Genomic DNA, 13,828 nt, shown 5'->3' with positions numbered 1-13,828 from the left:
ACACTCTATGCGGAGTCGAGAAATTACAAAGCCTTGCTCGAATCTTGCAGAGCGCTGTTCGTGTTCGTAAGCTGCCGTGGTGAGCGAGCACTCTTTGGTCCAGGCGAGCAAACTGGCCAAGATCTATCCAGCACGCGGGTCCACAGCGGAGTTCCACGCGGTCGACGGCATCGACTTCGCGGTCGAGCGGGGGGAGTCGTTCGGGCTTCTCGGCCCCAACGGCGCCGGCAAGTCCACCACCATGCGGATGATCGCCGCCACGTCGCCGATCAGCGGCGGCAGGCTGCGCGTGCTGGGCATGGACCCGATGAGACAGGGGCCGGAGATCCGTGCCCGGCTGGGCGTCGTCACGCAGGACGATTACCTGGACAACGAGCTCACCGTGCGGGAGAACCTGCACATCTACGGGCGATACTTCGGCCTGCCGCGGGCCGTCATCCGGGACCGCGCGACCCGGCTGCTCGACTTCGCCCAGCTTCAGGAAAAAGCCGGCGACCAGGTCGAGACGCTCTCCGGCGGCATGCGGCGGCGGCTGACCATCGCCCGCTCCCTGATCAACGAACCGGACATCCTGCTGCTCGACGAGCCGACCACCGGCCTCGACCCGCAGGCCCGACACATCCTGTGGGACCGGCTCTTCCAGCTCAAACAGCAGGGCGTCACGCTCATCCTCACCACGCACTACATGGACGAGGCCGAGCAGCTCTGCGACCGGCTCGTCGTGGTCGACCACGGCCGCATCGTCGCGCAGGGCTCACCCCGGGAACTGATCACCAGGTACGCCACCCGGGAGGTCCTCGAACTCCGCTTCCGCCTCGACGAACGCGACACCGCGGCGCAGAAGCTTCGGACGTCGGCGCTGGCCACCGGAGGCAACGACGCCGAGGGCCGCGTCGAACTGCTCCCCGACCGGGTGCTCGTCTACACCGCCGACGGCGAGGCCGCCCTCGCCACGGTGCACGCCATGTCGCTCACGCCGCTCACCGCACTGGTCCGCCGCGCGACGTTGGAGGACGTGTTCCTCAAGATCACCGGCCGATCGCTCATCGAGTAGCAGGGGAGGCCACTGGTGCTTCGTGTATTCGGGTACTGGTTGACGCGCTACCGGCGTACCTGGCGGGGCTCGATCGTGATCAACGTGCTGAACCCGTTGCTGTTCCTCATCGGCATCGGTGCCGGGCTGGGCGCCCTCGTCGACGACAACGCGCCCGCCCAGATCGCCGGCGTCTCCTACGCGGCGTTCTTCGCCCCGGGCATGCTGGCCGCCGCCGCGATGCAGAACGCGTTCCTGGAAGGGGCCGCCGGGGTCGCCCGGGCCGCCGGCTTCGGGGCGTACCGCAGTGCCACACCGACGCCGCTGAGGCCGGAGCAGCTCGCCGCCGGGCACCTGCTGTTCATCACCTTCCGGGTGCTCATCGCCAGCGGCGCCTTCATCGTGGTGATGGCCGCGTTCGGGTTGATCGGGGGATGGTGGGCCCTCGGCGCCCTGCTCGGCGCGACGCTGACCGGGGTCGCGTTCGCGGCACCCGCCGCCGCGTGGGCGGTCGGCGTACGCAAGCTGCGCCACATCGACACGGTGTTCCGCTTCGTCATCATGCCGCTCTACATGTTCTCCGGCACGTTCTTCGCGGTCTCGCAGCTGCCCGAGTGGATCCGACCGGTGTCCTACCTGCTGCCGCTGTGGCACGGGGTGGAGCTGTGCCGCACTCTCAGCCTCGGCACGGCGACGGTCACCGGCAGCTCCGTCCACATCGGCTACCTGCTGGTGCTCGCGATCGGCGGCTTCCTGGTCGCTCGGGTCACGTACCGCCGACGGTTGCACCCGTGACGGCCCACGCCCAGCGCCCCGTGGAGGCACCATGACCACCGTCGCCGTACCCGCCTGGACGAGACGCCGGGCCCTGGCGCTCATCGAACGCAACTTCATGATCTACCGCCGGTCGGTCACGCCGCTGCTCAACGCGCTCGTCGAACCGATCCTGTACCTGCTGTCGATCGGCGTCGGCGTCGGGATGCTCGTCGGCACGGTCCCCGGTGTCGACGTCCCGTACGCCACCTACGTGGCCCCGGCGATCCTTGCCACCACGGCGATGAACACGGCGTTCAACCAGACGAGCTTCGGTGTGTTCATCCGGATGAGGGTCGAGAAGACCTACGAGGCGATCCTGCCGACACCGCTCTCCGTCACCGACATCGCCGTCGGCGAGGTGATCAGCGCGATGATCAACGGGCTGCTGACGTCGATCGGTTTCCTGGCCCTCATGGCCGTCGGTGGGCTGGTCACGTCGGCCTGGGTGCTGCTGGCCCTGCCGGCGTCGCTGCTGATCTCGTACGCGTTCGCGGCCGGCGGCCTGGCCGTCACGACGTACCTGCGCGACTTCCCCGACTTTCAGTACATCCAGCTCTTCATGCTGCCGATGTACCTGTTCGCGACGACGTTCTATCCCCTGTCGGTCTACCCGGAGGCGGTGCGGCCGCTGATCCAGGTGCTGCCGCTCTACCACAGCATCGAGCTGGTCAGGGAACCCGCGTTGGGCCGCCTCGGCTGGGACCTGCTGATCCCGGTGGCCTACCTCCTCGCGTTCGGCTCGATCGCGATGTACGTCGCCACCCGTCGAATGACCCGGGCGATGCTGCGCTGATCGGCTCGCGAGCGCGTCATCGCTTGGCGACGATGGCCTCGAGCACCGTGCGGACCGGTGTCGGGCGGTGGCCGATGACTGCCTCCAGCGTCGGATCGGTCACAGCGAACTCCTTCTCCCGCGCCGCGCGGTACATGCCGAGAGTGAAGTCGGCCGCAGCGGCGGGCATGCCTCGCTCGATGGCGGACGCCCGCCACTGGTCGTCATCCACGACGACGCGTTCGACGCTGCGGCCCGTGATGTCGCTGAGGATGGCGGCCACCGCTTCGAGGTCGAGCATCTCCGAGGCGGTCAGCGGTGCCGTGACCCCGTCGAGTACGCCATCGTCGGTGAGAGCGACGGCTGCCGCCTCGGCCAGGTCGGCGTGCGCGGTCCAGGAGACCGGGCCGTCCGCCGGCGCCACGAGTCGCCCGGTCTCCAGCGCCGTGCTGATGGAGAAGCTGAGCGTGCTCGCGTAGAAGCCGTTGCGCAGGGCGGTGAAGGGAATCCCCAGTCCGGCCAGGTGTTCCTCGGTCGCGGCGTGCGTGGGCTGGGCGGCGAAGAGCGAGTCCCGGGAGGCGGCCTGGTGGCTGGTGTAGAGGATTCGACTGGCTCCCGCGGCGCGGGCGGCGTCGATGGCGGCGCGGTTCGCGACGAACGCGCCGGGGCCGCGGATGGCGGCGGAGACGATGAGGACCTTGTCGGCACCCTCGAAGGCGTGCCCCAGCGTGGCCGGGTCGGTGAAGTCCGCGGCGCGCACCCGCACCCCACGCTCGGCGAGGCCGGCGGCCCTGTCGACGTCGCGCACGCTCACGCCCACGGCGTCGGGCGACAGCCGGTCGAGCAGCCGGTCGACGATCTGGGACCCCAGCTGGCCAGTGGCACCGGTGACGACGATCATGATGAACACTCCCTTGTTATCGGCGTTACGGCGCGAACGTTATCACCGATAATTCATGGATAACAAGTCACTGTTAGCATCGGTTCATGGTGACGACGCAGGACACCCGCGACGACGTCCGTGCGGGCATCGTCTCGGCAGCGACCCAACTGCTGCGCGAGAAGGGCGCGAACGCGGTGACGACCCGCGCCGTCGCCCAGGCCGCGGGCGTGCAGGCGCCGACCATCTATCGCCTGTTCGGCGACAAGGACGGCCTCATCGACGCCGTCGCCGAACACGTCATGGCCACCTACGTCAGCGGCAAAGCGGTCGCAGCGGACGGCGACCCGGTCGCGGACCTGCGCGCCGGATGGCGCGCGCACGTGGAGTTCGGCCTGACAAACCCCGAGTTGTACGCGCTGATCGCCACCCGGGGGAGCGGCGCGCCCTCGCCGGCAACTGTCGCCGGCCTCGACGTGCTACGCCGCCGCGTCCGGCGACTCGCCGCGTCCGGCCTCCTCCGGGTCGATGAGGAGCGCGCGCTGATGATGATCCACTCTGCGGGCAACGGCACCATCCTCACGCTGCTGGGAATGCCCGCCGACCAGCGCGACCCGGGTCTGGGTGAGGCCATGCTCGATGCCGTGCTCACCAGCATCCTGGCGACAACTCCGATAACACCCGACACCACCGCGAACGCGGTCGCGGTGACCTTCGCGACGGTGCTGCCCAACCTCCCGGGGCTCACCGACGCCGAACGCGCGCTGATGGCCGAGTGGCTGCACCGATCGCTGACCCACCAGACGCCGTGATCACGTGACGAGGAAACAACTCGACGGGATCACGCTGGGGGATATAGCTTGCAGTTGACCGCGACACCGCCCGAGGAGGTGAGACCCATGAACGTTGTAGCGATGTGGGTGCTCCCCCTTGCCGTCACGGTCGGGCGATTGACGTAGGTGTCGCCGGGAGCGCCTTGCCAACACGGCACCCCCGAGAGGCAACACCCATGCACCCTCCGCAATTCACCGCCGACCCGCCGTCGACCGAGCCGGTCGAGCCCGACTCCACCGTGGGCGACATCCGCCCAGCATCGTCGGCCCCCAACACCGATCGTGTGCCCCACACGTACGACGTGATCATTGCCGGATGCGGGCCGACCGGTGCGATGCTCGCCGCCGAACTGCGGCTGCACGACGTCCGGGTCCTCATCGTGGAGCAGAAGACCGAGCCGGCGTCGGCCGTCCGCATCGTCGGCCTGCACATCCGCAGCCTGGAGCTGATGGCGATGCGCGGGCTGCTGGACCGCATCCTCCCGCACGGGCGGCAGCGTCCGGCCAGCGCCTTCTTCGCCGCCATCGCCAAGCCCGCGCCCAAGGGCCTGGATTCCCGGTACGCCTACCTGTTGGGCATCCCGCAGCCGGTCATCGAACGTCTGCTCGAAGAGCACGCCATCGAGCTGGGCGCGCAGGTCCGGCGCGGTCGGGCGGTCGCCGGTTTCGAACAGGACGACGAGGGTGTGACAGTCGAGCTGGCCGACGGGGAACAGTTGCGGTCGCGCTACCTCGTCGGCTGCGACGGCGGGCGCAGCACGGTGCGCAAACTGCTCGGCGTCGGCTTTCCCGGCGAGCCCGCCCGGACCGAGAGTCTGATGGGCGAGATGGAAGTGGGCGTCCCGCAGGAGGAGATCGCCGCCACGGTGGCCGAGATCCGCGAGACCCATCAGCGGTTCTGGCTCCGGCCCGCGGGTGTCGGGGTCTACAGCGTCCTGGTCCCCGCCGCCGGGGTCAGCGACCGCGCCGAACCGCCCACCCTCGACGACTTCAAACACCAGTTGCGCGCCATCGCCGGGACCGACTTCGGCGTGCACTCCCCGCGCTGGTTGTCCCGCTTCGGCGATGCCACCCGGTTGGCCGACAGCTATCGGGTCGGGCGGGTGCTGCTGGCCGGCGACGCGGCGCACATTCATCCGCCCATCGGCGGACAGGGCCTCAACCTGGGCGTCCAGGACGCGTTCAACCTCGGCTGGAAACTGGCCGCGCGGATCCGCGGCTGGGCACCGGAGGCACTGCTGGACACCTACCAGGCCGAACGCCGTCCGGTCGCCGAGGCGGTGCTGGACAACACCCGAGCCCAGACGGAGCTGCTGTCCACCGAACCGGGCGCACAGGCGGTGCGCAGGCTGCTCACCGAGTTGATGGACTTCGACGAGGTGAACCTCCATCTGCTGGAGAAGATCACCGCCATCGGTATCCGCTACGACTTCGGCGCCGGCCCCGACCTGCTCGGTCGCCGCCTGCCCGACATCGACGTCAAACAGGGCCACCTCTACGGTCTGCTGCACGGCGGCCGCGGTCTGCTGCTGGACCGCACCGAACGCCTCACGGTTGGCGGCTGGTCAGACCGGGTGGACTACCTTGCGGATTCGAGCGCGGCGCTGGACGTTCCAGGTGTCCTGCTGCGCCCCGACGGCCACGTCGCCTGGATCGGCGACGACCAGCAGGACCTGGACGACCACCTCTCCCGCTGGTTCGGCAGGCCCGCCCACTGATCTCAGGCCGGCGGCCTCGAGGTTGAGGAACTATCAGCGACCGGGCTCGGGGTGACGCTCTGAGTTGCCCCGAGCCCGGTCACTGATGATGTGAGGCTGGACGTGCCGGTGACGGTTCATGACACAGCCCGGCAGTCAGGTGCGATTGAACCGCCAACGGGTCGCGGTCAGTCCGTCCGCGCCATAACCGAAAGCCCGGACGGGGGAGACCTTGTAGAAGGCATACCGGGGCGACCCCGGCAGACTCTCGTCATGGACTCGGCCGTCCCTGATGGCGAACGTCCAGCCGTACTTCGTTGCGAAGGCGGCGGCCACCCGGCGCAGCGCGGTCTCGCCCGACACCTGGTGAGCTTCACCGCTTACCACCAGGTCGAGGCTGTCGCTGCTCACGGTGATGACAGCGCGGGGGTTGCCGGCCAGGTTTCGGCTCTTGCGGGAGCTCGGGCGACTCGCAATGCACGGCACCCCATCCACCAGCACCGGCATCACCGGCGCGGCATGTGGACGGCCATCCGGACCTACCGTGGACAGCCAACACTTGTGCGCCGAATCCAGACAGGCCAGTGCCTGGCTCCAAGGCTTGAGTGTCGCCACGTCGGTGTTGAAGGGTGTGGCATCTTCCTGCCCGAAGAGGAGTTCAGCGACTGGCGTGTCGACCCTCATGACGGGTCCTTGGTCGTGTCGTACTCGTCGTGCAGCCGCCACCACTGGTAGGGCCGGGTCTGCGGCCAGCCTTCCGGCGAGTCCTCCCACGTCTCCTGTCGACCGTATGGCGCCAGGTCGAGGAAGGACCAGTTACTGCCGAGCCGTTCCACGCCCCGGGCGGTGGTGGTGTAGGTGCGGAAGATCCGGTCGTCGGCGCGGAGGAAGACGTTCAGCGCGAATCCGTCGACGGTTCCCATGTCGGCGTTGAAGCTGTTGTTCAGCGACGAGTACCAGGGCAGGGCCCAACCCATTCGCCGCCGCAGCGCCAGCAGGTCGTCCAGTGGGCCATGGGACGTCAACGCCAGGGTGACGTCGCGGGCGTTGAGGTGGGCCGGGTGTCCGACGTTGTCGGTGAACATCGAGCAGCCGGAGCAGACAGCGTCGACGCCGTGCCACATGAAGGTGTACACGATGAGCTGGCGGCGGCCCTGGAACAAGTCGGTCAGACTGGCAGGCCCGGACGGGCCCTCGAACACGTAGTCCTGCTCGACCGGCGTCATCGGTAGCCGGCGACGCGCCGCGGCCACTGCGTCGAGCTGGCGGGTGAGTGCCTTTTCGTGGACGCGCAAGGTGTTCACTGCCTCTTGCCAGTCCTCGGTCGGCACGATCGGCGGATGGTTCATACGGGCCTCTTTCGGCTTCCATACGCGTGTGGAGGGGGCTCGAACGAGTCCGTCTCCTTAAGGAACGGACTGGTTGTGACGCTAACAGAGTCAGTTCCTTGAAGGAACCACCTTGCGTATCGTGGTGTCATGCAGCGAACGCAATTCGGCGCCATGGCGTGCTCGATCGCCCGCACCCTCGACGTCATCGGTGAGCCGTGGTCACCGCTGATCCTGCGGGACGTCTACGCCGGCACGCACCGCTTCGAGCAACTCCAGCGGGGACTCGGCATGTCCCGCAAGGTGCTCGCCGAGCGGCTGAACTGGCTGGTCGAACAGGGCGTCCTGGCCCGGCGTGAGTATTCCGCCCGGCCGGTCCGGCACGAATACCTGCTCACCGACAAGGGCAGGGAGCTGTGCGATCTGCTGCTTGTCATGGTGAGGTGGGGTGACCGGTGGACGGCGGGCGAGGCCGGCCCACCGGTGCTGTACCGCCACCACGCCTGCGGCAAGATCAGTCATGTGGAACTGCGGTGCTCGGAGTGCGAGCAGCCCATGCGGGCCACTGACATCGACCTGCTGCCCGGACCCGGAGCCCACCCGGAATCGTGACCAACGGATCGGTTGGCGTACTGGTTTGTGGCCGCCGATCGATCCCGGCACGTTCGGTGAGAATCGGATGCGTCGATCCAGTACCGGACCGACGCATGATGTTCTGTCGATGCTGGCAGACTCATCGCATGACGGGTCTGACAGCCGAGCTCGTGGTCGATGGTTGCGCCCCGCAGGCCCCGGCGCTCGCACCGAACGGACGCTTGCTCTGCTACGTCCTCGCTCCCCTCAGCCGGACCGGTGACCACCTCGACAGCGAGCTCTGGCTCGTCGACACCGATGCCGCCGTCGAGTCACGCCGGGCGACCGCCGACACCGCGACCGAATCCCAGCCACGCTGGTCGGCCGACTCGGGAACGCTGTTCTTCCTGTCCGACCGCGCCGGCCGCGGTACCCCGCAACTGCACGGGCTCACCCTCGCCGGCGGCACGGTGACCACGTTGTCCAGTTGGCGCGGCGGCGTCCTCGACCACCTGCCGCTCAGCGACCCCAACCTGGTCGCTCTGCTCGCCGAGGACGAACCCACCGAGCAGGACGCGCGCCGCGCCCGGGACCGCGACGACGCCATCGTCGTCGGCGAGCGTGAACCGCGCGTTCGACTGCGCCTGCTCGACCTGGGCACCGGCCGGGTCACCACCCCGAGTGTGTTCGGTGACCGGCACGTCGTGGAACTGCGCCAACGTCCCGACGGCGGCCCAATTGCCGTGCTGACCTGGGCCAGTGCTGACAACGACCACGGTCCACGCGCCGGCCAACTGCACCTGTTCGATCCCACGACCGGGACCGCGGAGAACCTCGGACCGGTCGAGGTCGACGCACGATCTCTGGCCTGGTGGCCGGGCGCGGACGGTTGGCACCTCGGTTACATCGCGCTCACCCCACCGGTTCTGCAGGCCGGCACCGCCGTGTTGGACCTGGCCATGGACAGCCGCGTCCTGCGTAACCGCACCGCTGGTCTCTCGATGTGCCCCACCGAACTTCGCCAGACCGACGCGGCACCGCTGGTGGTGCTCGCCGACGGACTGAACACGTCCCTGGCCCGGCTCGACCCCACTGACCTCACGATCCTGTCGCATCACCCCGGACGCATCGACAACCTCACCACCACCCCTACCGGCGACAGAATCACGGTACTGACCGGCACCCGCTACCAAACCCCGAACGTTCACATCGGAGCGCCAACCGGGCCGCTGCGACGAATCACCAACACTCGTCCGGAACTCGGCGGCATTCCGCTTGGCACGCAACAGCCGCTGGCCTACTGCGCCGTCGACGGCCTCGACCTGGACGGCTTGCTCGTGCTGCCGGTCGGAAAGACCGCATCGGAAGGCCCCTTCCCGCTGGTCACGATCGTGCACGGAGGCCCGTACGATCGCTACGCCGATCGTTGCCAGCTGTTCTGGTTTCCCAGTGCGCAGTGGTTGGCCGCCGCCGGCTACGCGGTGTTGCTGCCCAACCCGCGCGGCGGCCAGGGCCATGGCCACCAGTTCGCCGCCAGCGTCGCCGGCCGGGTCGGGCAGCAGGAGTGGACCGACATCCTGACCGGCATCGACCTGCTAGTTGCCGAGGGCATCGCCGACCCCGACCGGCTGGGCATCGCCGGCTGGAGCCACGGCGGCTTCATGTCCGCCTGGGCCGTCGGCCAGACCGACCGCTTCCGCGCCGCGCTGGTCGGCGCCGGCATCATCGACTGGGGCATGCTCGCCGCGACCGGGGAGAACGGCCAGTTCGAAGCCGCACTCGGTGGCAGCACCGGCTGGTCCGGCATCGGCCCACACCCACACGACGCGGTCAGCCCGATCTCCTTCGCCAGCAACATCCGCACTCCGGTGCTCATCCTGCACGGCGCCGAGGACACCAACGTCCCCCTCGGACAGGCCGTGTACCTCCACCGGGCGCTACGCCACTTCGACGTCGAGCACGAGTTCGTGATCTACCCGAGAGAGGGCCACTCGATCCGGGAACGCAACCACCAACTCGACGTCCTGCGCCGGACCCGCGCCTGGTTTGATCGCTGGCTCCGGACCTGACCTGAGCTGACTGTGCGGCCGGACGGCTGTACGCCACCGGCGCCCCGGCCGGTTCGTACCGACGAAGTGGGCCGGCCACGTCAACGCGTACGGCCGGAACTGGGAGTTGGGCGTGTGGCCACATTCCCGCTCACCCCAAACCGATCAAACCAGTTTGATGTATATTCGTGGTCATGGTGCCGCCGAGTCACACTGCGCCGCCGTTCGTCCGGCTGGCCGCACACCCACTGCGCTGGCAACTGCTGACCGCACTCGCCCGCAGTGACCTGCGAGTCCGCGAACTGGTCAGCCTCCTGGCCCAGCCGCAGAACCTTGTCTCCTACCACCTACGGCTGCTGCGCGACGGCGGCCTGGTCACCGCCACTCGCAGCAGCTTCGACGGTCGCGACAGCTACTACCACCTCGACCTCGACAGCTGCGCCCACGCGCTGGCAGGCACCGGCGCCGCTCTGCACCCCGCCCTGCAGTTGGGCAGCACTCCACCGGCCCCGCCGGTCCACCCGCCGCGAACCGTGCTGTTCGTGTGCACGGGCAACAGCGCACGTTCCCCCATCGCCGAAGCCCAGCTCCGACGCCTCACTGCCGGCCATGTGCAGGTGACCAGCGCAGGAACCCGCCCCCGACCGCAACTACACCCCCATGCCGTGCGGGTGCTGCGCGACCACTTCGGCGTCGACGTCGCGAGCCGGCACCCGCGGCACCCGCGGCACCTGGACACGCTCACCGGCCGCCGCTTCGACTACGTGATCACCCTGTGCGACAAGGCCCGAGAGGTGTGCCCCGACTTCGGCAACCCGGCCGGTCAGCTGCACTGGAGCATCCCCGACCCCGCCGCAGCCGGCACCAGGGACGACTACCCCGCCTTCTTGCAGGTTGCTGCCGACATCGACACCCGCGTGCGGCATCTGCTGCCCGTCCTCGCCACCGATCCCCAGGAGACCAAACCGTGAGCACACCTGAGCAGTACGTCAGCGTCCGCTACCTCGTCGACGATGTTGACGCCGCCGTCGACTTCTACACCGCCCACCTCGGTTTTCACCTCAAGATCAGCGCGGCCCCCGCCTTCGCCGACGTGGTCCGCGGCCCGCTACGACTGCTGCTGTCCGGACCCGCCAGCTCCGGCGCCCGCGCCACCCCGAACGACGCCACCAGCCCCGGCCGCAACCGTATCCACCTCATCGTCGACGACCTGGACTCCGAGATCGACCGGCTCCGCGACGCTGGCCTGGCGTTCCGCAGCGAACTGGTCTCCGGGCCCGGCGGCCGTCAGATCCTGCTCGCCGACCCCGCTGGCAACCTCATCGAACTTTTCCAACCCGTCCGCGAAGCCACCCGCGCCAACACCTGAAGCCGGTCGCACTTCGCTGCCGCGCAGCCCGCCAGGGCAAAGTCGATGTTCCTCAGCGTCGACTCCGCCGCAGCCCAGCCGCTCATGCCCGGGATCTCTCGCGCATCCAACGCACGCCGTGCGGGGCCAATGGGGGCGCTGGTGGCCTAGGCGACATCTCGGCCCAACTGATCGGCGTGCGCGGTGATCCACCTCGCGTCGCGTCGGTAGAGCCCGACGTGACTGCGAATGCTCTCCTGTCCCTGATCGGCTCGCGCCTCGGTAAAGGCGGCGAGGTCGTGTAGTCGATGGACCGCGGCCTGAAGGACGTGAGCAGGGTCTTGCCCCGAGCCGTAGGCATCGCAGAGCATGCGCAGCCGACGTGCCCGCTCGCGTACGTCACTGTCGATTGCGTCGCCGTTGTCGGGATGGGCCAGCGGCACCAGCCGGTAGGCAAGGTAGGCCAGATCCCACGACCGGGGACCGGGCGAGGCCGTGTCCCAGTCGATGACTCCGGTGAGCCGCCGGTCGGTGAAGACCATGTTGTACGGCGCGAAGTCGTTGTGACAGACGACCTCAGCTGGCTGTCGCACCGGGAACTGCCAAACTCCGCCGACGGTGTCGAAGCTGGCGGTGGCCTGGTGAAGTTGTGCAAGGTGGACACCTGCATCGGTGAGGACGTCATCGCTCCAGACCCAGTCCGGCAACGGGTACTGCGGCACGATGCCCGGCAGGTACGAGACGCTGTCGCGTCCGTGCTCATCGGTCCCGAGCGGTTGCGGAGCCCAGGTGACCCCACGCTCACGTAGATGTCGGAGCAGGCGTTGAATCGTCGGGCTCCAGGTCCAGGCACCGCGCCGAACAGTGGCACCGACACGAGTTGCACCGCCCATGTTGCCGCCCGGTAGCGCTTCCTCCTGCTCGTCGACCGCGTTCGCACTGTGGTCATTCATGCCGACATCCTGAGCGCGTGGGGGCTGCAAAGCCACAGCGTTCCCGAGGCGGCCGACGAGTGGGCCTGAGCTCCAGGGAGCCGAATACTGGATTGTTATTAACGATAATCCGCTAATTACCTGGGACGAAAGGTGCGAAACGTGCAGGCACCATAATGACAGTTATGCTGTGTAACGAATGAGGCTGGTGTACGTGGCCGGACGAGCCGCCTGTCCTGTCCCCGACGGGACTTGATGCGGGCCGCTGGTGGTGAGGCGTCTGCCAGAATGACTTCCTCGATCCGTGGGGGCGTGCGGCGCTTCCGGTCCATGGACGGAGGAACGGCGTGAGCGTCGGGCGGGAGCAGTTGCTTGACGATGTCGGTGACATGGTTCCGACGTTCCCCGCGCCGCAGTGCGTACGGGTGGCCGTTGACGGGGTCGACGGGGTGGGTAAGTCCACGTTCGCCGGCGAGTTGGCCGCCGTGCTGGGCGACCGGCGACGTCCTGTCGTGCACGTATCGGCGGACGGCTTTCATCACCGTCGGGCTGCGCGGCATCGCCGGGGCCGGGATTCGCCGGAAGGCTTCTGGCTCGACAGTTACGACTACGAAGCCCTCGTCCACAACGTGCTGGAGCCGTTCGGTCTCGGAGGCTCTCGCCGTTACCGTCCTGCTGTCCATGATCTTCGTACAGACGGGGTCCTGGATCTTGCGTGGCGGACCGCGGCGCCTGGCACGGTACTCATCGTCGACGGGCTGTTCCTGCACCGTGACGAGCTGGTGGAGTTCTGGGACTTCTCCGTCTTTCTTGACGCGCCGTTCGCGGTCACCGTGGCCCGGATGGCCCGACGCGACGGCTCGCATCCGGATCCCGAACATCCCAGCCTCGGCCGCTACGTCGGCGGCCAGCGGCTGTACTTCGCCGCCTGCGCGCCTCACGAACTCGCGGACGTCGTCATCGACAACCAGGATGTGACCAGACCGGTCCTCGCCAAGGTGAACATCGGCCGACGATCATCGAGGTGAGTTGCGGGGTGCCTGCTACCGCGGCACCCGCCCTGCTCCTGATGCGTCAGACCGGGTTGCATCTCCGGACGATCACTACGAGCGGCCGTACGCAGCGCGGGCCTGGGCTACCTCGGCGGCCTCGCGTTCACGCCAGCGGCGTTGGGCCTCCCGGTTGCAACTGCGACAGACCCGACGGTACCGGCCGGTGGCCGGGTCGAGCTCACGGTCGTGGCCGTTGCGGCACTGTGCCAACTGGTTGCGGCTGCGGCAGGCCTCGGCCCGGCTGAGCTGGCGCAGATGTGTCGGCTCGATACAGTCGGCGGCACCGCAGGTCTGATCGACGTCGAGGGCGGGGTCGTACCCGCCGACGAGGACGACGTACGCGGCGATGTGCGCCCACGCGCGACCGGCGACCTTCTGGTGCACCCCGCGTCGCCGCCCGTAACCTTCGATGACCAGGCAGCCGTGCTCGGTACGGTGCGAGCGTTCCAACAGGTAGACGCGCAGCGACTCCTCGGTGTGGTACCGGGACAGACCCTTCACGGCCGAGAGCACAGT

15 protein-coding genes are annotated in these 13,828 nt (G+C 68.5%); 10 read left to right on the top strand and 5 right to left on the bottom strand.

Annotation, left to right across the window (positions count from 1 at the left end):
* The first annotated feature begins 76 nt into the window (after positions 1–76).
* The 3 genes from MED15_RS18775 to MED15_RS18765 are packed head-to-tail and all read left to right on the top strand — an operon-like array spanning position 77 to position 2,642.
* Positions 77–1,054, top strand: coding sequence for an ABC transporter ATP-binding protein (locus MED15_RS18775; RefSeq protein WP_425271082.1), 978 nt, complete (start codon positions 77–79; stop codon positions 1,052–1,054).
* Positions 1,055–1,069: 15 nt separating this feature from the next.
* Positions 1,070–1,828 carry an ABC transporter permease gene (locus MED15_RS18770; protein WP_208646689.1) on the top strand — a complete coding sequence of 253 codons (759 nt, stop codon included), beginning with the start codon at positions 1,070–1,072 and terminating at the stop codon, positions 1,826–1,828.
* Positions 1,829–1,859: 31 nt separating this feature from the next.
* The gene (locus MED15_RS18765) at positions 1,860–2,642 is read left to right on the top strand and encodes an ABC transporter permease (protein WP_112736384.1); all 783 of its coding nucleotides are present in this window, start codon (positions 1,860–1,862) and stop codon (positions 2,640–2,642) included.
* A 16-nt stretch (positions 2,643–2,658) separates the two neighbouring features.
* Here MED15_RS18765 and MED15_RS18760 read toward each other — a convergent pair whose 3' ends face one another.
* Complete coding sequence (locus MED15_RS18760; protein WP_112736414.1) at positions 2,659–3,522, bottom strand: NmrA family NAD(P)-binding protein; 864 nt, start codon at positions 3,520–3,522, stop codon at positions 2,659–2,661.
* Between the two features lie 86 nt (positions 3,523–3,608).
* Between MED15_RS18760 and MED15_RS18755 the strand changes: the two genes are divergently transcribed.
* The gene (locus MED15_RS18755) at positions 3,609–4,313 is read left to right on the top strand and encodes a TetR/AcrR family transcriptional regulator (RefSeq protein ID WP_112724873.1); all 705 of its coding nucleotides are present in this window, start codon (positions 3,609–3,611) and stop codon (positions 4,311–4,313) included.
* Between the two features lie 356 nt (positions 4,314–4,669).
* On the top strand, positions 4,670–6,052 hold the full coding sequence (locus MED15_RS18750) for an FAD-dependent monooxygenase (protein WP_244220503.1): 1,383 nt from the start codon (positions 4,670–4,672) through the stop codon (positions 6,050–6,052).
* A gap of 135 nt (positions 6,053–6,187) precedes the next feature.
* Here MED15_RS18750 and MED15_RS18745 read toward each other — a convergent pair whose 3' ends face one another.
* Positions 6,188–6,715: a pyridoxamine 5'-phosphate oxidase family protein gene (locus MED15_RS18745; protein ID WP_112736382.1), complete on the bottom strand. Its 528-nt coding sequence runs from the start codon at positions 6,713–6,715 to the stop codon at positions 6,188–6,190.
* Positions 6,712–7,380, bottom strand: a complete 669-nt coding sequence (locus MED15_RS18740) for a DUF899 domain-containing protein (protein ID WP_112736380.1) — start codon at positions 7,378–7,380, stop codon at positions 6,712–6,714. Before MED15_RS18740 ends, MED15_RS18745 begins: the two co-directional genes overlap by 4 nt.
* Positions 7,381–7,509: 129 nt before the next feature.
* Here MED15_RS18740 and MED15_RS18735 point away from each other — a divergent pair, with 129 nt between their 5' ends.
* The 4 genes from MED15_RS18735 (at position 7,510) to MED15_RS18720 (ending at position 11,349) form a co-directional block, all read left to right on the top strand.
* Positions 7,510–7,971 carry a winged helix-turn-helix transcriptional regulator gene (locus tag MED15_RS18735; RefSeq protein WP_112602389.1) on the top strand — a complete coding sequence of 154 codons (462 nt, stop codon included), beginning with the start codon at positions 7,510–7,512 and terminating at the stop codon, positions 7,969–7,971.
* 128 nt (positions 7,972–8,099) lie between these two features.
* Positions 8,100–10,001, top strand: a complete 1,902-nt coding sequence (locus MED15_RS18730) for a S9 family peptidase (protein ID WP_112736378.1) — start codon at positions 8,100–8,102, stop codon at positions 9,999–10,001.
* A gap of 173 nt (positions 10,002–10,174) precedes the next feature.
* Positions 10,175–10,951, top strand: coding sequence for an arsenate reductase/protein-tyrosine-phosphatase family protein (locus MED15_RS18725; RefSeq protein ID WP_112699066.1), 777 nt, complete (start codon positions 10,175–10,177; stop codon positions 10,949–10,951).
* Positions 10,948–11,349 (top strand): VOC family protein, encoded by a 402-nt coding sequence (locus MED15_RS18720; RefSeq protein WP_112699043.1) that lies wholly within the window; start codon positions 10,948–10,950, stop codon positions 11,347–11,349. The genes MED15_RS18725 and MED15_RS18720 overlap by 4 nt, the downstream gene beginning before the upstream one ends.
* Positions 11,350–11,495: 146 nt before the next feature.
* Here MED15_RS18720 and MED15_RS18715 read toward each other — a convergent pair whose 3' ends face one another.
* Positions 11,496–12,317 carry a phosphotransferase gene (locus MED15_RS18715; RefSeq protein ID WP_208646688.1) on the bottom strand — a complete coding sequence of 274 codons (822 nt, stop codon included), beginning with the start codon at positions 12,315–12,317 and terminating at the stop codon, positions 11,496–11,498.
* A gap of 332 nt (positions 12,318–12,649) precedes the next feature.
* Here MED15_RS18715 and MED15_RS18710 point away from each other — a divergent pair, with 332 nt between their 5' ends.
* Complete coding sequence (locus tag MED15_RS18710; protein WP_112736412.1) at positions 12,650–13,288, top strand: nucleoside/nucleotide kinase family protein; 639 nt, start codon at positions 12,650–12,652, stop codon at positions 13,286–13,288.
* Positions 13,289–13,363: 75 nt separating this feature from the next.
* Here the strand turns inward: MED15_RS18710 and MED15_RS18705 are convergent, their stop codons facing one another.
* Positions 13,364–13,825: an HNH endonuclease gene (locus tag MED15_RS18705; protein ID WP_112586908.1), complete on the bottom strand. Its 462-nt coding sequence runs from the start codon at positions 13,823–13,825 to the stop codon at positions 13,364–13,366.
* Between the last annotated feature and the right edge of the window lie 3 nt (positions 13,826–13,828).

The organism is Micromonospora noduli, from assembly GCF_003264475.1.
Lineage (GTDB): Bacteria > Actinomycetota > Actinomycetes > Mycobacteriales > Micromonosporaceae > Micromonospora > Micromonospora noduli.
This window is presented reverse-complemented; position numbering and strand designations above follow the sequence as displayed.

Coding starts and splice junctions, on each gene's coding strand:
- MED15_RS18765 (WP_112736384.1), top strand. CDS start 1,860: ATGACCACCGTCGCCGTACCCGCCTGGACGAGACGCCGGGCCCTGGCG.
- MED15_RS18760 (WP_112736414.1), bottom strand. CDS start 3,522: ATGATCGTCGTCACCGGTGCCACTGGCCAGCTGGGGTCCCAGATCGTC.
- MED15_RS18755 (WP_112724873.1), top strand. CDS start 3,609: ATGGTGACGACGCAGGACACCCGCGACGACGTCCGTGCGGGCATCGTC.
- MED15_RS18750 (WP_244220503.1), top strand. CDS start 4,670: ATGCTCGCCGCCGAACTGCGGCTGCACGACGTCCGGGTCCTCATCGTG.
- MED15_RS18745 (WP_112736382.1), bottom strand. CDS start 6,715: ATGAGGGTCGACACGCCAGTCGCTGAACTCCTCTTCGGGCAGGAAGAT.
- MED15_RS18740 (WP_112736380.1), bottom strand. CDS start 7,380: ATGAACCATCCGCCGATCGTGCCGACCGAGGACTGGCAAGAGGCAGTG.
- MED15_RS18735 (WP_112602389.1), top strand. CDS start 7,510: ATGCAGCGAACGCAATTCGGCGCCATGGCGTGCTCGATCGCCCGCACC.
- MED15_RS18730 (WP_112736378.1), top strand. CDS start 8,100: ATGACGGGTCTGACAGCCGAGCTCGTGGTCGATGGTTGCGCCCCGCAG.
- MED15_RS18725 (WP_112699066.1), top strand. CDS start 10,175: ATGGTGCCGCCGAGTCACACTGCGCCGCCGTTCGTCCGGCTGGCCGCA.
- MED15_RS18710 (WP_112736412.1), top strand. CDS start 12,650: ATGGTTCCGACGTTCCCCGCGCCGCAGTGCGTACGGGTGGCCGTTGAC.